19 protein-coding genes and 1 tRNA gene are annotated in these 19,491 nt (G+C 33.9%); 13 read left to right on the plus strand and 7 right to left on the minus strand.

What is annotated here, in order from left to right:
• The first annotated feature begins 62 nt into the window (after window positions 1-62).
• Window positions 63-473 carry a DUF4293 domain-containing protein gene (locus BC962_RS05615; protein ID WP_121344880.1) on the plus strand — a complete coding sequence of 137 codons (411 nt, stop codon included), beginning with the start codon at window positions 63-65 and terminating at the stop codon, window positions 471-473.
• A 269-nt stretch (window positions 474-742) separates the two neighbouring features.
• Here the strand turns inward: BC962_RS05615 and BC962_RS05620 are convergent, their stop codons facing one another.
• Entirely contained in the window at window positions 743-1,234 is a 492-nt protein-coding gene (locus BC962_RS05620; protein ID WP_121344881.1) for a metallophosphoesterase family protein, read from the minus strand.
• A 111-nt stretch (window positions 1,235-1,345) separates the two neighbouring features.
• Between BC962_RS05620 and truA the strand changes: the two genes are divergently transcribed.
• Complete coding sequence (gene truA, locus BC962_RS05625; protein WP_121344882.1) at window positions 1,346-2,092, plus strand: tRNA pseudouridine(38-40) synthase TruA; 747 nt, start codon at window positions 1,346-1,348, stop codon at window positions 2,090-2,092.
• Entirely contained in the window at window positions 2,093-3,862 is a 1,770-nt protein-coding gene (locus tag BC962_RS05630) for an ABC transporter ATP-binding protein (protein WP_121344883.1), read from the plus strand.
• A gap of 106 nt (window positions 3,863-3,968) precedes the next feature.
• On the opposite strand, the gene BC962_RS05635 is transcribed toward BC962_RS05630, so the two are convergent.
• Both BC962_RS05635 and folP read right to left on the minus strand, forming a co-directional pair.
• Window positions 3,969-4,742 (minus strand): diadenylate cyclase, encoded by a 774-nt coding sequence (locus tag BC962_RS05635; protein WP_121344884.1) that lies wholly within the window; start codon window positions 4,740-4,742, stop codon window positions 3,969-3,971.
• Between the two features lie 29 nt (window positions 4,743-4,771).
• Window positions 4,772-5,596 (minus strand): dihydropteroate synthase, encoded by an 825-nt coding sequence (folP, locus tag BC962_RS05640; protein WP_121344885.1) that lies wholly within the window; start codon window positions 5,594-5,596, stop codon window positions 4,772-4,774.
• Window positions 5,597-5,693: 97 nt separating this feature from the next.
• On the opposite strand from folP, the gene BC962_RS05645 reads away from it, so the two are divergent.
• The 9 genes from BC962_RS05645 (at window position 5,694) to BC962_RS05685 (ending at window position 13,163) form a co-directional block, all read left to right on the plus strand.
• Window positions 5,694-6,239, plus strand: a complete 546-nt coding sequence (locus BC962_RS05645) for a DUF1599 domain-containing protein (protein WP_121344886.1) — start codon at window positions 5,694-5,696, stop codon at window positions 6,237-6,239.
• A 16-nt stretch (window positions 6,240-6,255) separates the two neighbouring features.
• Entirely contained in the window at window positions 6,256-7,350 is a 1,095-nt protein-coding gene (locus tag BC962_RS05650) for a BT_3928 family protein (protein WP_121344887.1), read from the plus strand.
• A 19-nt stretch (window positions 7,351-7,369) separates the two neighbouring features.
• Window positions 7,370-8,125: a triose-phosphate isomerase gene (tpiA, locus tag BC962_RS05655; RefSeq protein WP_121344888.1), complete on the plus strand. Its 756-nt coding sequence runs from the start codon at window positions 7,370-7,372 to the stop codon at window positions 8,123-8,125.
• Entirely contained in the window at window positions 8,125-8,958 is an 834-nt protein-coding gene (gene prmA, locus BC962_RS05660) for a 50S ribosomal protein L11 methyltransferase (RefSeq protein ID WP_121344889.1), read from the plus strand. Before tpiA ends, prmA begins: the two co-directional genes overlap by 1 nt.
• Window positions 8,959-9,011: 53 nt before the next feature.
• Window positions 9,012-9,290, plus strand: a complete 279-nt coding sequence (locus BC962_RS05665) for an ATP-dependent Clp protease adaptor ClpS (RefSeq protein WP_121344890.1) — start codon at window positions 9,012-9,014, stop codon at window positions 9,288-9,290.
• Between the two features lie 133 nt (window positions 9,291-9,423).
• Window positions 9,424-10,260, plus strand: coding sequence for a M57 family metalloprotease (locus tag BC962_RS05670; protein ID WP_121344891.1), 837 nt, complete (start codon window positions 9,424-9,426; stop codon window positions 10,258-10,260).
• Between the two features lie 131 nt (window positions 10,261-10,391).
• Window positions 10,392-10,465, plus strand: a tRNA-Arg gene (locus tag BC962_RS05675).
• 480 nt (window positions 10,466-10,945) lie between these two features.
• Window positions 10,946-11,998 (plus strand): adenine-specific methyltransferase EcoRI family protein, encoded by a 1,053-nt coding sequence (locus BC962_RS05680; protein ID WP_121344892.1) that lies wholly within the window; start codon window positions 10,946-10,948, stop codon window positions 11,996-11,998.
• A gap of 1 nt (window position 11,999) precedes the next feature.
• Window positions 12,000-13,163, plus strand: a complete 1,164-nt coding sequence (locus BC962_RS05685; RefSeq protein ID WP_121344893.1) for a GmrSD restriction endonuclease domain-containing protein — start codon at window positions 12,000-12,002, stop codon at window positions 13,161-13,163.
• Between the two features lie 181 nt (window positions 13,164-13,344).
• Here BC962_RS05685 and BC962_RS05690 read toward each other — a convergent pair whose 3' ends face one another.
• From BC962_RS05690 to BC962_RS05705, 4 genes are all read right to left on the minus strand, one after another.
• On the minus strand, window positions 13,345-13,680 hold the full coding sequence (locus BC962_RS05690; RefSeq protein ID WP_121344894.1) for a hypothetical protein: 336 nt from the start codon (window positions 13,678-13,680) through the stop codon (window positions 13,345-13,347).
• Between the two features lie 2 nt (window positions 13,681-13,682).
• Window positions 13,683-14,282 (minus strand): hypothetical protein, encoded by a 600-nt coding sequence (locus BC962_RS05695; protein WP_121344895.1) that lies wholly within the window; start codon window positions 14,280-14,282, stop codon window positions 13,683-13,685.
• A 166-nt stretch (window positions 14,283-14,448) separates the two neighbouring features.
• Window positions 14,449-14,751: a helix-turn-helix domain-containing protein gene (locus BC962_RS05700; protein WP_121344896.1), complete on the minus strand. Its 303-nt coding sequence runs from the start codon at window positions 14,749-14,751 to the stop codon at window positions 14,449-14,451.
• 498 nt (window positions 14,752-15,249) lie between these two features.
• Complete coding sequence (locus tag BC962_RS05705) at window positions 15,250-16,569, minus strand: tyrosine-type recombinase/integrase (protein ID WP_121344897.1); 1,320 nt, start codon at window positions 16,567-16,569, stop codon at window positions 15,250-15,252.
• A gap of 685 nt (window positions 16,570-17,254) precedes the next feature.
• On the opposite strand from BC962_RS05705, the gene BC962_RS05710 reads away from it, so the two are divergent.
• A partial coding sequence (locus BC962_RS05710; RefSeq protein ID WP_183075449.1) for an MBG-2 domain-containing protein occupies window positions 17,255-19,491 on the plus strand: 2,237 nt, incomplete at its 3' end.

Genomic DNA, 19,491 nt, shown 5'->3' on the forward strand with positions numbered 1-19,491 from the left:
ATTTTTGAATACGGTATCTAAAAAGAAACACTTATTTTTGCTGACTAAACAGAAGATTTACCATGTTACAACGCATTCAAACTATTTATTTATTTCTTGCTGCTTTAATAAGTGGTGTTTTAATATTTTTTGTTTCTTTGTGGAGCAATGAAGCAGGGGAATCTGTTTTTGTTGAAGAAGTTTTAATAGCTTTGGGTCTATTCTTAGGCTCTGCGGTTCTTTCTTTTATTAGCATATTTTTATTTAAAAACAGAAAGCTTCAATTTGTATTGGGGCGCGTCAATATATTATTAAACTTTTTTTTGCTAGGAGTTTTTGTTTATTGGTCTCTAACTGTACCTGGAGAGATGGAAATCTCGGAGAAGGGTATTGGGATGTTTATTCCTGTTCTTTCTATCGTTTTTTTAGTTTTGGCCAATAAGGCTATAAAAAAGGATGAGGATCTCGTAAAATCTGTAGACCGGTTACGATAAAACCTATTATCTTAGTGTTATTAGTGCGTAGAAAACCCGAAGTGAAAGCTTCGGGTTTTTTTATACCTTAAAATTATATGTGTTTCTGCTTTTATCTATCAAAAATTAAACCCCTCGTCACCCTGAACTTGTTTAAGGGTCTTCTTCTTACCTATTGGGATGCTGAAACAATTCCGATAGCTATCGGGACAGCATGACGAAAAAAGGAATATTTCTAGTTGTAATTTTCAACTATTTTCAAATTGAATAATCTATCAATTCAAACCCATCTAACTCTCCAGTTCTATCACTTCCAGATCGAAAATGTTTGTGCCTTCTACTTTAAAGCGTAACATAGTTCTCTTCTTATGAAATCCATATTTACCAGCAGCGCCAGGATTCATGTGTAAACAGTGCAGGGATTTATCATTCATAACCTTTAAAATATGTGAATGTCCACTTATGAATAATTTTGGAGGATTTTTTTTGATCTCTTCTTTAATGGCGGGAGAATATTTTCCTGGATATCCCCCAATATGTGTGATCCACACATCTAATTCTTCACATAAAAAACGTTGATTCAATGGAAATTCCTTTCGTATTACATGATCGTCTATATTTCCAAAGACCGCTCTTAATGGCTTTAGAGTCTTAATCTGGTCGGTTACCTTAGGATCTCCAATATCTCCTGCGTGCCATACTTCATCTGCCTCTTTTACATAATGTAGAATGCGTTCATCTATATGGCTATGAGTATCACTTAATAATAAAATCTTTTTCAAATCTTAAATCTATTTTTTTTGGTTTTCCTTAAAACTGAATTGATCAACCTCTAGAGGGTTGCGAAGTTTGCCGTATCTTTGCAAGCAATCACGTAAAAGTATCAATTTAGATTGAGATATTTTATAGAACTAGCTTATAATGGAAAGGCATATCATGGTTGGCAAAATCAGCCAAATGCTATTTCTGTACAAGAAACTCTGGAGAAAGTTCTTTTCATTGCCTTGCAGGTACAAACCCCATTAGTAGGGGCGGGGAGAACAGATGCAGGAGTTCATGCAAGTGAATATTTTGCTCATTTTGATAGTGAAAAGATAGCGGTTATAGATAAGTTTATTTACAAGTTAAATTCTCTACTGCCAGATGATATTGCAGTGTATGATCTCGTTGAAGTTAACGACGAAGCACATGCAAGATTTAATGCAACTGGAAGAAGTTATGAGTATTATGTGGTTCAGCAAAAAGATCCATTTAAATTTGAAACCGCTCATTATGTAAAAAATGAGTTGGATGTAGATAAAATGAATCTGGCAGCTTCCACCTTGTTAAATTATACAGATTTTAAATGTTTTTCAAAATCTAAAACCGATGTGCATACCTATAATTGTAAAATTAGTGCAGCACAATGGGTAAAAGAAAAAGACGTTTTAGTATTTAAGATCACAGCAGATAGATTCTTGCGAAATATGGTTAGGGCGATCGTAGGAACATTACTGGAAATAGGTTTAGGTAAAATTCCCGTTTCCAGATTACATGAAATATTAGTAAGCAGAGACAGGCAAGAGGCGGGAACATCGGTTCCGGCAAAAGCACTATTCTTAGCAAAAATTGAATACCCAACATCTATTTTAAATAAATAAATGGCATCAGCTACAGGTAACGCATTTGATTTTAGTCTTTTTAAAAGGCTTATAAAATATACCAATCCGTATAAATGGACATTTTATTTTGTGGCTTTGGCTGCAATATTATTATCGTTTTTTGCGGTTCTAAGACCTTATTTACTTCAGGTAACTATAGATGATTCTATTATACCTAAGGATAATGACAACCTTGTGTTCTACATCAGTATGATGTTAGTGGTGTTATTTCTAGAAGTGATCTTTCAATTTTGCTTTATTTATTTTGCCAATTGGTTAGGGCAAGAAGTGGTTCGCGATCTTAGAGTGAATTTATTTAAACACATGCTTCAGTTTAAAATGAAGTATTATGATAAATCTGCAGTTGGAAGATTGGTAACCCGTGCGGTAAGTGATATTGAAACTATTGCAAGCATCTTTAGTGAAGGATTGTTTATGATTGCCAGTGATCTCTTGAAAATGCTGGTAGTTCTTGGATTTATGTTTTATAAAAGTTGGCAATTAACTTTGTTGGTATTACTTGTTTTACCATTTATTCTATATGCAACTCGGGTTTTTCAGAAGAAAATGAAGATCGCTTTCGAGGATGTTAGAAATCAGGTAGCAAATCTAAATACCTTTGTGCAAGAGCGAATTACAGGAATGAAGATCGTGCAGATTTTTACCAGAGAGAACGTAGAATACCAGAAATTTAAGGATATTAATAATAAGCATAAAAATGCATGGATCAAGACCGTTTGGTATAACTCTATTTTCTTTCCAATTGCAGAGATGTCTACATCTATCACTATTGGTTTAATAGTTTGGTACGGTGGACTGCGAGTAGTGGAGGATGATGCCCTAAGTTTGGGTATCATTATTATGTTTATTGAACTGGCTCAAATGCTGTTTAGACCACTTCGCCAAATCGCAGATAAGTTTAATACCCTACAAATGGGGATGGTTGCAGCCAATAGGATCTTCGCTATTCTAGATACAGATTCTGTAATTCAGGATACAGGAACCAAGGAAATTTCCAATCTAAAAGGAGAGATCGAATTTGAAAATGTTCGATTTAGTTATGACGAAGGAGAAGAAGTTTTAAAAGGAGTTTCTTTTAAGGCAGAGCCGGGGGAAACCATTGCAATTGTTGGGGCAACGGGTGCTGGGAAATCTACCGTGATCAATCTGCTGAATAGATTTTACGAAATTGATTCTGGTAGAGTTATGGTGGATGGAATGGATATTAAGGATATCACTCTTAAAACATTGCGAGCAGAAATAGCAGTAGTCCTGCAAAATGTATTCTTATTCGCAGATACTATTCTTAATAATATTACCCTTCAAAATCCGGCGGTGACTGAAGAAGATGTTGTGAAAGCAGCGAAGGAAATTGGAATTCACGATTTTATTAGTTCTTTGCCTAATGGGTATCATTACAATGTGAAGGAGCGCGGGGTCATGCTTTCATCTGGGCAACGCCAACTAATCTCATTTTTGAGGGCTTATGTAAGTAACCCAAGTATTTTGGTTTTAGATGAAGCTACATCTTCTGTAGATTCTTACAGTGAACAGTTAATACAAGATGCTACAGATAAGATCACTGCGAATAGAACTTCTATTGTGATCGCACATAGATTAGCGACCATTAAAAAAGCAGATCGAATTTTAGTGATGGATGCTGGAAAGATCGTGGAAATGGGAACACATCAGCAACTGTTGAGAGTGGAAAATGGCTTCTATAAGAATTTATATGAAGTACAATTTATGGCTGAAGAGGAGTCTATTTAAACAGTCTTTAAGTTTGAGTTACTGAATTTTGGTGTTGTTCCTTTTGAGATATTTTCGTGGTATACACGAGCGTTTTCGATATAGATCCAAGTTGTACCTCAATACATTAAGTAAGATCTTCTTTTAATTTATTCACCAACTCGTTATTGTCTTCAAAGATCACAAACTCCCCATCTTTTAAATAAGAGATCTGCCCGTTTTCTTCACTTACCACCAATGCTAATGCGTCGGTTTTCTCAGTTATTCCAACAGCGGCACGATGTCTTAATCCAAATCTCAAAGGGATAGATCTGTCATTAGAAACTGGTAGTATTACTCTAGTTGCGGTAATTTTATTATCCTCAATGATCATTGCACCATCATGAAGTGGAGAATTCTTAAAAAATACCGACTCAATTATTGGCTGATTAAGTTCAATATTCATGGCATCTCCGGAAATTTTCACGAAATCCAGTTTTGTGCTTTTTTGAATGATTATAAGAGCGCCCGTATAAGATCTCGCCATACTCTCGCAAGCTTTTACAATGGCATTGAGATTCGTGCTTATTTGGGTGTCATCTTTTACAAACTTAAATTGCCTGAAGAATTTTCTCCTTTGTGTGAAATTAGTAGAGCCAATCATCAATAAGAACTTTCTTATCTCCTGTTGAAAAACTACAATTAAAGCAAACATTCCTACTCCAATAAATTCCCCCAGCACACTACTTAGAAGTTCCATTTGAAGCAATTCTGTTAGCTTCCACATAAGGTAAACGATCACGATCCCAATAAAGATATTTACGGCAACCGTTCCTTTTACAAGCTTATATAAATAATAAAGCAATATTGCAACAAAAACAATGTCTACAATATCTAGAATACGAAGGTTTAAGAAATCCAAATTTTAAGGCTTTTTGTAAAAATAGAAAATTAGAATGTAAGCTGGCTCATTAATTTTATAGATTCCACTGCTTCCTTTACATCATGTACCCTTAAAATACTAGCGCCATTGGCAATTGCCATTGTATTTAAAACCGTAGTTCCATTAAGAGCTTCTTTTGCAGAACATTCTAACGTTTTATAAATAGTAGACTTTCTAGATAAACCAGCTAAAATTGGAACATTTAGGTTTTTGAATTTTTTGAGATTAGAAAGCAATTCAAAATTCTGTGAGATATCCTTAGAGAATCCAAATCCAGGATCTGCAATAATGTCGTTAATTCCCAATGATCTTGCAGCTTCTATTTTTTCTGAAAAATAAAATAAGATCTCTTGAGTAAGGTCTTCATATTCATTGAGGTCTTTCATTGTTTGCGGTGTTCCTCTCATATGCATCATTACATATGGCACCTTATTTTCAGCAACTGTCTGAAGCATATTTTCATCCAGATTGCCTGCAGAAATGTCATTTACCATTGCTGCGCCGGCTTCCAAAGCTTCAGCAGCAACTTTACTTCTAAAAGTATCTATAGAGATAATGCATTCAGGAAATCTTTTGCTAATAGCTTCAATAGCTGGAACTACGCGCTCTATTTCTTCGGTTTCGGAAATATCAATAGCGCCTGGGCGTGTACTGTAACCTCCAATATCAATAAATGTAGCTCCTTGTTCCAGCATTTCTTCAGCAGTAGTAAGCAAAGCGCTTAAAGATGTTTTTCGACTTTCAGAATAAAAGGAGTCTGGGGTAGTATTTAGGATCCCCATAACTTTTGGGCTTGCTAAGTCTATTAAATTACCTTTACAATTAATGGTCATGATAAAATTTATATTATTTCTTCTGAAGAGAGGAGACTAAATTAACTTTGACTATCTAAATTATTTGCCCGAAATTTACGCAAATTAGAATAGTTCTATGAAGGATACCTCAAAACAATACGATGCGGTAATTAAAACTTGTCGCGAGTTGTTTGTAAATAAAATGAAAGATTACGGTTGTGCTTGGCGCATTTTAAGACTTCCATCTTTAACAGATCAAATATTTATTAAAGCACAGCGCATAAGAAGCCTTCAGGAAAATGAGGTTAGAAAGGTAGATGAGGATGAAAAACCAGAATTTATTGGTATCATTAATTATTCTGTAATGGCATTAATTCAGTTAGAAAAGGGAATTGCAAGCCAACCAGATCTTTCCGTAGAAGAAGCGATGAGACTTTATGATGAAAAGATAAGTCTTACCAAGGAATTAATGGAAAACAAAAATCACGATTATGGAGAGGCATGGCGTGATATGAGGGTTAGTTCTTTAACAGATCTTATCATACAGAAATTGTTGAGAGTTAAACAAATTGAAGATAACAAGGGTCAAACTTTGGTGAGTGAAGGAATAGATGCAAATTATCAAGACATGATAAATTATGCGATTTTTGCCATGATCCTTATGCAAGAAACCACTGCGTGAAATTTAAAATAGCGATATGAAGATATTAGTTGGGGTTGCCAGAATATTTGTGGGAATTTTATTTATGATCTCCGGATTTATAAAGTTGAACGATCCAATTGGTTTTTCATTTAAACTTCAAGAATATTTTAGCGCAGAAGTATTAAACATAGAGATTCTAGTGCCATTCGCATTGGTGATCGCTATATTTCTGGTGGTTTTTGAGTTGGTATTAGGGATTATGCTAATTATAGGGTACTTGCCAAAATTCACACTTTGGAGTCTTTTATTAATGATCGTATTTTTCACCTTTCTAACATTTTATTCGGCATATTTCGATAAAGTTAAAGATTGCGGATGCTTTGGGGATGCGATGCCGCTTACACCTTGGCAATCATTTTATAAAGATGCGGTGTTGCTGGGGCTTATTTTATTGCTGTTTTTTAACCGAAAATTAATCACGCCAATCTTAGCGCCAGTATCCCATAGATGGATCATTTTTCTCTCATTTATGCTCTGTTTTATTTTTGCGTACTATGTACTTATGCATTTGCCACTTATAGATTTCAGAGCTTATAAAGTGGGAAATAATTTGCTTGAAGAAATGGAAGTTCCAAAAGATGCAGAAAAAGCAACATATGAGTATAGTTGGAAGTTTAACCAGAATGGGGAAGAGGTTGTAATTATAAATTCTGGCTCCTATCCAATTGTAAATGGAGAATATATAAGTGTTGAGACTAAACTAATTTCTGAAGGTTTCAAGCCTAGAATTCCAGATTTTTCAATATTGAAGGATAATGAAAATATAACTCAGGAGATCTTGAGTAAAGATAAGCTGTTGTTAATCGTGGCTTACGATCTAAGAAAAACGGAGAAAACAGGTTTTAGTGCTATAAAAGAATTAAGTGAAGCAGCTTTAAAACAAGGATATACTGTGGTAGGTTTAACTGCTTCGGGAGATGATCTTAAAGAGGAATTCATTTCTGAGTTTGGTTTGAATTTTGACTTTTATCAGAGTGACGAAACGGTTTTAAAAACAATTGTAAGAGCAAATCCTGGAATTCTGACATTGAAGAATGCTACTGTAATTCAGAAAAAGCATTGGGCAGACGCTTCAGAAATAGAATTATAAAAAAAATAAAAAGAAAATTATGAGAAAGAATATAGTTGCAGGAAATTGGAAGATGAATAATGATCTTGCTGAAACCCAAGAATTAATTTCACATTTAAAGCTTCAGATGGTGAAACAACCAACAGCAGAGGTATATGTGGCTCCTTCATTTGTGAACTTATACAATACATTTCAGTCGCTTAAAGGAACTGTAATAAATGTTGCAGCGCAAAACATGCATTACGCAGAGAATGGTGCCTACACAGGGGAAGTTTCAGCAAAAATGCTTAAGAGTATTGGTGTTAATACCGTGATCTTAGGCCACAGTGAACGTAGAGCTTTATTTAATGAAACAGATGAATTGCTTGCTAAAAAGGTAGATGCGGCGCTGGAGAATGATATGGAGATCATTTTTTGTTTTGGCGAAGAACTAAAAGACAGGAAATCTGAAAAGCATTTTGAGGTAGTAAAAAAGCAGTTAGAAAATGGTTTATTTCACATAAGTAAAGATGCTTGGAAAAACATCATTCTTGCATACGAACCAGTTTGGGCGATTGGAACGGGAGAAACAGCATCTCCAGAACAAGCTCAAGAAATGCATCAGTATGTTAGAAGTTTGGTTGAGGAAAAGTTTGGAAATGAGATTGCTCAAAACGTATCTATTTTATACGGTGGTAGTGTGAAACCAGGTAATGCAGCAGAGATATTTGAAAAAGAAGATGTAGACGGTGGACTTATTGGTGGAGCTAGTTTAAATGCGATAGATTTTTTAACCATTGTTAACGCTTTTAATTAATGTCTAATTATTTAGAATTTCAATTTAAAATAGAGCCTATAGAACCAGGTTCAGAGATATTGATCGCAGAATTGGGCTATGCAGGCTTCGAAAGTTTTGTTGAAAATGAAGATGGGGTCACAGCATATATTCAGTCAGAAGAATATAAGGAAGGGGTTTTGGAGGATATTCAAATCCTGAATTCAGATGAATTTGAGATCAGTTTTACTTCTAAAGAGATCGAGCAGGTTAATTGGAATAGTGAATGGGAGAAGAATTTTAATCCAATAATAGTGGCCGATAAGTGTTCTGTAAGAGCACCTTTTCATGAAAAACCAAATACTGAATATGATATTGTAATAGAACCAAAAATGTCTTTTGGGACAGGACACCATGCAACCACACATATGATGCTTCAGCACATTCTAAACAATGAATGGGAAGGAAGATCTGTTTTGGATATGGGCTGTGGGACTGGAGTTTTAGCAATTCTTGCAGAAATGAAAGGAGCAACCACTTTGGATGCGATAGATATAGATAATTGGTGTTACTTAAATACACTAGAGAATGTAGAGCGAAATAATTGCAAGAACATAAGTGTGTACGAAGGAACTGCGGAATTATTAGAAGGCAAAAGTTACGATGTGGTGATTGCAAATATTAACAGGAATATTCTTTTAGAAGATATCCCAACTTATAGTGAATGTCTTTCTAAGGGAGGTAAACTTTTTTTAAGCGGGTTCTATACAGAAGATGTCCCCGTAATAGAGGAAGCTTGCAGTAATAACGGATTAAAATTTGAAAATAAATTGGTTGAGGATAATTGGACTGCAGTTAGTTTTATAAAGGAATAATTTGTAGGAATTTGTATCTTTATAACTGAATATAAATATATAAGACTTTGGAAATGAGCACGAAGGAAGAAGTATTAGAGAAAAGAAAAACAGTAACCAAAAAGAATAGAAATCATGAGATCGTCTTGTTCAATGATGAGCATAACACGTTTGATCATGTGATAGAAACCTTAATGTATGCATGCGATCATACTCCAGAGCAGGCAGAGCAATGTTCTCTGTTGGTTCATTATAAAGGGAAATGTACAGTGAAAACCGGACCATATAACGATTTAAAACCTAGATGTTCTAAATTATTAGAAGCAGGTTTAAGTGCTGAAATAACCGATTAAATGTTAATTATGGATAGTATTATTTAAATAATTGCAATATTTTTCCTACATATATTTTATTTTTAGTAAGTTTAGGTATTAATAAATAAGGATTTCGAAACACCTTTATATTTATTATAACTAAAACCTACTTATGAAAACTAACAAACTATTCTTATTTCTTGCTGGCGCAGGAATTTTATTTACTTCCTGTGAAAAAGATGAATTAACCACATCTTCAGAGGAAGAATTTATGAGCACTAATTCTGAAGTACCAGAATCTGTGCTTCAAAAAATTGCAGCCCTACATTTTAACCCCAAAGGAGCCGAAGTTGGAAAGATCATGTTGCCAGATGGCAGTTTTGAAAAAACCTATATTGTAGAAGGTGATATTGCATTAAGTGCTAACCAGCTTAATAATATGAGCACTAGTAATATACAAGACAAGCAATATCGTACTAACAATCTTGTTAGCAACAATAGAACGATCCGTGTAATTGGATACACAGGAGGTTCTCAAGCATTAACCTCCAAGCAAAGAACCGCTTTACAGTATGCTATTAATAATTACAATGCTTTAAATATTGGATTATCGTTTACATTAACATTTGGAACGAGCTATAGTTCTTATGATATTGTGGTTTATCAAACTTCAAATGGTCAAGCAGGAGGAGTTGCAGGATTCCCTGCGAATGGAAATCCATATAAATACGTTCAAATATTTAATGGTATGGAGCAATATAGTGTAGATACTAATGAGCATGTAATGACACATGAGATTGGTCATACACTTGGAATGCGCCATACAGATTGGTTTAGCCGCCAAAGTTGTGGGCAATCTGGAGAAGCAGCAGGATCTGATGGGGCTGTGCATATACCAGGTACTCCTACAGGTTTCGATTCCACATCTATAATGTTAGCATGTTTCTCTGCGAATGAAGATGGTGAATTTGGTGCAAATGACATTACCGCTTTGAATTATTTATACTAAAACTTAACCAAATCCATAAGGTGTTTCATATCCTAAAGTGAGCGTCCCCAACGCTCACTTTTTTTAATTCAAAAAAGGTTGAAAAAATTTCCGATATTTTAAAATAAAACATATATTTGCACCCGCAAAAAGGCCTCGTGGCGCAACTGAATAGCGCACTTGATTACGGCTCAAGAGGTTGCTGGTTTGAATCCAGCCGAGGTCACGAAATAAAATCCTAATAGTCTATTTACTAGATTGTTAGGATTTTTTAATTTCAAATTGTGTCACTTTTTGGGGCACTTGTTCGGTGATTATCCCTTGATATTGCGGTTTTTGTAAATTTTCTTACTCATTTTAAACGCATGGTGGTTCAGTAGCAAGTAATAGCTTGAATTTTGCCTAATGTTCTTAATTTCTTTATCGCTTGGTACTGTTACAAAGAGGATGAAAAGGTAGTGTAGAAGCATTGAAAATCATAGGCTTATAAAATTCTGAAAAATTTCTTTAATACATCATTCTTGTTTCATGGTCATTCTATTGTAACCTTATATAAGATAGGATACCTCATCATAGCGATAGAATTTTAAATTTAGATTTTTGTTATGAGGGGGTGTATTGATGATGGGAACTTATACTAATTCAATATGCAGTACTAGTATATAATTTATATATTTAGATTTCAAAACAAAATTAAATTTAATCTATGGCGAACAGTACACTTTCAAATGCTAAAAGCGCAAAAAATGATGAGTTCTACACCCAATATCACGATATAGAGAAAGAGATTACAGCTTATATAGAATACGACCCCAATGTTTTTAGGAATAAAATAATTCTTTTACCCTGTGATGACCCCGAATGGAGCAATTTCACCAAATATTTCGCCCAAAATTTTGATAGATTGGGGTTGAAAAAACTAATCAGTACTAGCTACGCACCTGAAAGTAAAAATAACCAAACCAATTATCATCCCACTATATTTGAAACTGCTCACCCTCAGTTTGATGAAAAAAAAACTATTAAAAACGGCAAAATATTTACGTTATCTCACGACAATTCTGGTGATGGTAAAATAGACGTTGATGACCTCGATTGGAAATATTTGAAAGGTAGCGGAGACTTTAAAAGTGCTGAAATTAAATCGCTTCGCGATCAAGCAGATATTATTATAACAAACCCACCATTTTCTCGATTTCGTGATTTCTTATCATGGATACTTGAAGTCGATAAGCAGTTCGTTATTATAGGGAACATGAACGCTATTACATATAAAGAAGTTTTTCCATTAATTAAGCAAAATAAAGTTTGGTTGGGTGCAACAGGAAACAGTAATGATATGGTTTTTGCAGTACCTGAAGGTACTGTTGTATCTGAAAAGGATAAATTAAAAGCAGAAAAATTGGGATATGTTGGCAATTATACTAGGCTCGGCAATTCTTGTTGGTTTACAACTCTCGACCACGGTAGAAGACACCAACCTATTCCACTTATGACCGAAGCTGATGTAATAAAATTTGGAACTAAAAAAGAATTTAAAATCTATGACAATTACGATGCAATAGAAGTTCCATATGTTAAATATATTCCAAGTGATTATAAGGGTGCAATGGGTGTTCCAATCAGTTTTTTAGATAAATACAATCCTGAACAATTTGAACTTATTAAATTTCGTCACGGAAATGACGAAAAAGACTTACGTTTTGAGGATGGTACTTGCCCTTATTTTAGAATACTAATTAAACACACATCAATTTAATATGAAAACAATCCTAAAAACCGACATTACTATAAAAGATATTTGTGACGGTTTTGTATATAACACATCAGAAGGAAAAGGCTTATTTGGTCTTTCTGGAACACTAACAATTCAACCAGAATATCAACGCCACTATATCTATGATGACGGGAAAAGGGATGTGGCTGTTATAGAATCTCTTTTGAAAGGTTACCCATTAGGTTTAATTTATTTTAATAAAGTATCTGACAATAGTTTTGAGGTTTTAGATGGGCAACAGCGCATCACAAGTTTTGGTAGGTTCGTTACAGAAAAATTTGCCGTGATGGATGAGAACGGTAAACCGATGTATTTTTCCAGCTTAGCGAAAGACAAACAAACAAAGATTCTTGAAACAGCTATGTTAATCTATGTTTGTGAGGGAGAAGAAAGCGAGATTAAAGAGTGGTTCAAAACTATTAATATTGCTGGCATACCACTTAATGAACAGGAAGTAAACAACGCTATATTTTCAGGTCCTTTTGTAACACTTGCTAAAGAAGAATTTAGTAATAGTCAAAACTCAAACATAGAAAAATGGAACGCTTATATTTCAGGTAGTGCAATGAGACAAGCTTTTATGGAAAGAGCGTTAGATTGGGTTAGTAAAGGCGATATCGTGGATTATATGAGTCGCAATAGATATAAAACTAACATTAATGAACTAAAGAATTATTTCGATAGCGTTATAGATTGGGCATCAGGCGTATTTCTAAATGTGGAAAAAGAAATGTGCGGACTAGAATGGGGTCGTCTTTATGAGACTTATCATAAACAGCCATATAATCCTAAGAAAGTTTCTGATGAGGTAACAACGCTTTACGGAGACCTTTATCTAAGAAACCGAAAGGGAATATTCGAATATATTCTAGGAGGTTCCGTGGATACAAAATTACTAGACTTAAGGATATTTGATGAACCCACAAAGAAAAAAGTATATGCTGCACAAACTAAAAAAGCTGTAGAAGATAATATATCAAATTGTCCGCTATGCGCATTAGGAAATAACACCAATAAAGATAAAATATGGACGCTGAAAGAAATGGAAGCAGACCACGTATCTGCATGGAGTAAGGGAGGTGCAACTGATATTAAAAATTGTGAGATGCTTTGCAAAAATCATAATCGTGTAAAAGGGAATAAGTAGTATTTTCAGCTGATAGGCTCTAGGTGTTTTTATTCCTAAAATCGTTTGACGCTAAAATTGCTGATTAAATATTATGGTTTCAATATATAGGTAATCCATATAATAGTCTTTCTAAAAACTTTTAGGGATTATAAATTAATAGATCCGTCAGGGACGGATCTATTAATTTAATAAATACTGTTTAATAAATCATTTTGTAAATGGATTTTCTCATATCACCAAATTTTGATGGTTTAACGAGAGTTACCTCAACATTTTTATTTTGGTTATATATTTGATTTAGAATATCTTCCTCAGCTTCAATATTGTATTTGTTATAAATAATACTGAAATGAATTTCTCTTTGAGTTGAAATTATAACATCATTCACAATTATACGAACCTCTTCGGGTTCTAGGTCATACTTTTTTAGTTCGGGATTAAAAACGGTATCGTCTACTAATATAGTTGTACCATTATCTAAAAACTGAAATGATTCAGCTATTTCCGATTTTAATTGTTCGGTTAATTTTCTCATATTTATGTTATCAATTTTTGTGGATTTTTTATAAGGTAATCGACACTAGCACCTTTTAATTGAACTGGTTCGCAATAGAGATTGAAATCTTCTTCCAAGTAATGCTTAAGCAAGTTCGTTAGAGTTGTTTTAATCAGTTCTGGCGCACAATCAGCTAGCATGTGAACATGAAGTCTTCCGCTTTTATCGGCTTCAATAGCGACCAAATATTTAACTGTTAGTGTTGCGCTTTTTATTTGTTTTATTATTTCTTCATGATAATTTAGGTCATATTTATCCTTGGTGGTGTAGCTTATATTTGCTTCCCAATTATTACTGTACCAATTAAGTTCGCTACATTTCCTTGGTTGTTTTAAACTGAACTCATCTAGTATTTTATAGGAGATAAAATATCTTCCTTTTCTTTTATAAATTAGTCCAGTTTTACTGTGTTTATCATAAATAGGTTTTACCATATTCTTCAATGATTTGTAACTAATATTCTTTAAACCAACTAGGTCATTAAGTTTGTACCATTTTTTTAATCTGGTATTGTTACTTTCCTTCATTAGCTGGTAGAACTTTTCTTTCTCACTATCTAATTCATTATCTATTATTTTCATTTATACTTATTTAAACTTTCTGTTATTTACTGTACACTAGTAGGCCGTGTCATGTATAATTATGTTCTACTTCGGGTAAAGACATAGAAATTTCACCTCTAATAATTAAAGTGCTGATAATCAAACAAATATTTTTAAAAATTAGTTGGTGAAGTTGGATTTTCTATTAAGAAACTTTACCCCTAGTATTTGAAGAATTCATTGGTCGCATTGATGCTTCTACCTCATCACTTTGATAGTAAACTCTATTTCCTAAAGAGTGAGAAGTAAGTATACCAGCCTTATTCCAGTTATGCAGCGTGCGTACATCTACTCCAAGCATTTTAGCCGTCTGTGTTCTTGAAAACCATTGAACGTTCTTCTTAGGCTCAAGATGTTCTTGTAGTGCTCGGGCTATTTTTTCACTTATTAATTCTGCCATTCCCTCTGAGGACATAGTTTCTATAATTAATTGTTGTTTTTTAGTCATTATTTAAATTTTTTCTACTGCAAAAGTACATTACTTTATTCCACAATGACAACCCAACTATTTGGTAGTCATGTTTTTATGACAATAAAATAGTTGCAAAAAAGGGGATTTTGACATGAATTCATTACATTTTTGTAGGAATTATTTAAAATGAATTTTGTAGGAAATGTTAAAGTTTTTTCTCAAAAATATGATGCTCAGAATATTGAAGATTATTTTTGTTAAATTTTACTCGTTTTTATAAAAACATTCTTTGCTTTTCAAGATTTGGTATCAAAATTTTACGCCATTTTTCTTTCTGAGGTCAACACTAGTAGCCCTATGACAATTTATATACTGCTAAAAATATACCTTCTTATTAAGGTATTAATGTTCATTTTAGGTTATAACCCATAAAAACATTACTAAAGAGAGGTTTTGGATAGTAAATTTCTAACCAGGGAAGAATTATAATATTTAATTTTCGGTATTTAGGTTCAAGGATTTTATTGTATGACTCTAACTAAAAAAGTCATGTTTAGCAATTTTTTGTGCTTTTTGCAAATCGTTAACCTTAATGTAATTGTAAAACACTTTTTCAGTAGCGTGACCGCTGATTGCCATGATATCACTTGTATTCATGCCAGATAAATATGCATTAGTACAGAAACTACGGCGAGAAGTATGATTCGAGATGAGGTTATATTTTGGAGTTGTGATCTTGGTGGGCGTCCCGCCTTTGGTAACAGTTTTAACCGTTAACTCATCAATAGATGCTAATTCTCCGATTATTTTAATACAATAGTTAATATGCTGCTCTGGCATTCTTTTGGGTGGTCTATTTTGATTCTTCTTTAAAATTTTCCTTACTGTTGTATTGATTGGAATTGTGATTGGTTTATGACCTTTTTGCATTATGATTCTAAAAAATGACATGTTATCATCATCAGTAAAAATATTTTCTTCTTGGAGATTATTGTAGTCGCTTACCCGCAAACCAGTGGAACAGCCTATTAAAAATAAATCTCGTGCAACCTCCAGCATTTTAGCTTTGATAGTTAAAGTCTTATTCTTTTTTATTGGCTGAAATGAGGAAAAATCCAAGTCCGATATTCTTGTGATTTCGTCATTTGTTAAATACACATTGTCAATGTTTTCAACTGGTTTACGGAAGTATCTTTTCCTGAAATCGAGGTTATGATTAAAATCTTTATCTGTGGCGGATTGCATAATGGTTTTTAAGACCTTTATCTGTGTTCCTGAATAATTTGCAGAATAATCTTGTGCATATAGCCACTCCAGAAAATCATCATAGAACTGTAACGTGATTTTATCGTAGGTGAGTTTATATAATTCATCATTAAATCTTTTAATTATATTAAAACTATTCCTGTAGGTTCTAACTGTTCCCTTTCCTAAAGGTCGTCCAGTTGTTGGTACTGGTTTAGTTGAATAGTTGGTGATGAACCAGTCATAATATTCTATAAACTCTTTGGTGTTCGTTTCTTCCAGCTTTGTGTCGGACTTATTAAAGAAATGATTACAGAAATTTTTAAGTATGTCGTTGGTTACATTTAATTTTTGGTTTAACGATAACTCTACAAAATGAGCTTCAAGTTGGGTTGTCAACTCATTTAATTGATTGTTGATTTCGGTTTTAAACTTTTCTTCAACCACATTTTTAACACGCATCTTATTTAAATCCCAATTTTTAAAATTAATTATTTTTAGGCCAGTTGAGTAACGAAACCGTTTTGCTTTACCATAATGAAAAGTTAGCTGTATGCTAGCTCCCTTACCTGTTGTGCTTTTTCTCAATCTAAATGTGATAGTGGCCATGGGTGATTTTATTTACTCAAATATAAGTAATTTGTTTATTCGTGTCACTTTTTGTGTCACTTTTTATTTCCTGTCTATTAATTTTAATGTTATGATTTTCAATGGGTGTTATTTTGAAGTTCCTACTATATAAGGTTATATGATTGATTGTTGATGGAAAGTAAAGGAATTTTAAGGAATGTGAAAGAAATTATTCGTGAACCAGCCGAGGTCACAAAAAAAATCCCAATAACAATAAGTTATTGGGATTTTTGTTTGAAATAAATATCTGACTAGTAAAACTTGTTATCTCTCTCTCTTTACTAATTTTCAGGTTTTCTTATCATAGTTTTAGATTATAATGTGTTTAAAACTGACTTTATTTTTCTCAATAGTTTTTATTTGCTAACATAAATTGCAGAGGTATTTCTTACAGGTTTTTAATTTTTTATCCGCTAAAAATCAAAAAGTTATACTTCTTGACGTTTTATTTTATTCTTTCCTCGAAAATTTAATAGAGACTTTAAACTGCTTCTTAATTTTTCGTTAATTCGTTTAAGATTAGCTTAATACAATTTGATTGCATTCCCAAATCGGAAAACCTCTACTTTTTCTGATGTGTATTCATTTTAAAGCAAAATTCCCCGTATTGGTTTTTACTATTGTTTTTTATTGAATGTTTAATTTATTTTAAATGTACACGGTTATGGATAGAACTTTACTTAATGCAAAAGGTAATATTACGAGTGTTTTTTTGGTATTTATTGCTCTGTTTTTCTCTTTTTCCGGATGGACGCAAACCGTTACTACCGATAAGGATGATTATGCTCCTGGTGAGTATGTTATCATAACTGGAACCGGTTGGGAGCCCGGAGAACGGGTTGACTTCACCTTTGAAGAAACACCCAAACCAGAAACTTGTGTTAATTCCCATGATTATTTTGCGACATCCGATGCTAATGGCAATATCTATTATGATGGGTTTTTAATTAAGGACAATCATATCGGGGTTGCTTTTGTTTTGACTGCAACTGGTCAGACTTCCGGGAAAACAGCAGTGACGGAGTTTACGGATGGAAATGTGCGAGTTAAAACGAATACAGGATTTATTTCGGTTGAAGCAACTTTTTCAAGCACAACAAATTGTAATACTGCACAAGGAAATATCACTAGTGGTATTGGGACATCAAATCCTGGTACCACTGTCGGCGTGGCTGATAAAGATGAAAGATTGTTTATAAGGGCTTCTGCTACAAATAGTTTGGGTAATCAATTTTCTTCATGGTTTACGTCTGAATCATATACAACTCCTGACCCAGGTAAGCCATATGAAATTTGTTTAGTTGGTAAAAATGGAACAATGGACCTTACTGCTAATTATGCAGCTTGTAACGTACCTAATATTACTACTCAACCAACAGCAAAAAATATCACGTATGGCGATGCTGATCCAACTTTTTCAGTAACATCCTCTGGTACTATATCGGGATATCAATGGCAGGTAATGTCCACTGAAAATGGAGCAAACTGGAGTAATATATCAGGTGCCACATCATCCTCATATAAAGTGGTAAGTCCTACAGTTGATATGACTGGGTACCAGTACCGTGCAGTTGTTTCAGGATGTAATACTTCTGTGAACAGTAATGCAGCTACTTTAACTGTTAATAAAAAGGTATTAACCATTACAGCCGATAATCAAACTGTTCCTTATAGCACTGCGGTATCAACAGTAATAGGAGCCGGATCCTATGTTGTTACTGGCTTTGTAAACAATGAGACAGCTTCAGTAATAGGCGGTTCAGCAACTTATACAACAACATACACCGCAACCACAAATGCTGGAACATCTGGAGTAACGATTACCCCAGTAATAACGGGCTTAATAACAAACAACTATAGTTTTACTCCGGTAAATGGAGCAGTAACAGTATCTAAGGCTAATCAGACAATTACTTTTGGAGCATTGCCACTAACCAAGATGTATGGTGATGGAGATTTTGCACCAGGAGCAAGTGCTTCGTCAGGACTTTCTGTGAATTATAGTAGTAGTAATACCTCAGTTGCAACCATTTTAAGCGGACAGATACATATAGTAAATGCTGGAATAACAACAATTACGGCCTCACAGCCTGGTAATGGTAATTATAATCCAGCTATCTCTGTTGATCAGAGTTTTATAGTAGGCAAACTTAATATACAAGTTACTGCCGATGCACAAACCAAAACTTATGGTGATGCTGATCCTTCATTAACCTATGGATTTAGTCCTGCATTGGTTTCAGGAGATTCCTTTAGTGGAACACTTTCTAGAACGGGAGATGAGAATGTGGGTAATTATGCAATTGAACAAGGTTCGTTAGCCTTGAGTAGCAACTATATATTGAATTATACTGGAGCTGCCTTTGATATTACTCAGTTGACTATTGCTGTTACTGCCGATGCGCAAACTAAAACTTATGGTGATGCTGATCCTTTGTTAACATATGGATTCAGTCCTGCTCTGGTTTCAGGAGATTCCTTTAGTGGAACACTTTCTAGAACGGGAGATGAAAATGTTGGGAATTATTTAGTTGAACAAGGTTCACTAGCCTTGAGTAGCAACTATATATTGAATTATACTGGAGCTGCTTTTGATATCACTCAGTTGACTATTGCTGTTACTGCCGATGCGCAAACTAAAACTTATGGCGATGCTGATCCTTCATTAACATATGGATTCAGTCCTGCTCTGGTTTCAGGAGATTCCTTTAGTGGATCACTTTCTAGAACGGGAGATGAGAATGTTGGTAATTATTTAGTTGAACAGGGTTCTTTAGCCTTGAGTAGCAACTATATATTGAATTACACTGGAGCTGCTTTTGATATCACTCAGTTGACTATTGCTGTTACTGCCGATGCACAAACCAAAACTTATGGTGATGCTGATCCTTCATTAACCTA

This window comes from Gillisia mitskevichiae (assembly GCF_003634585.1).
Lineage (GTDB): Bacteria > Bacteroidota > Bacteroidia > Flavobacteriales > Flavobacteriaceae > Gillisia > Gillisia mitskevichiae.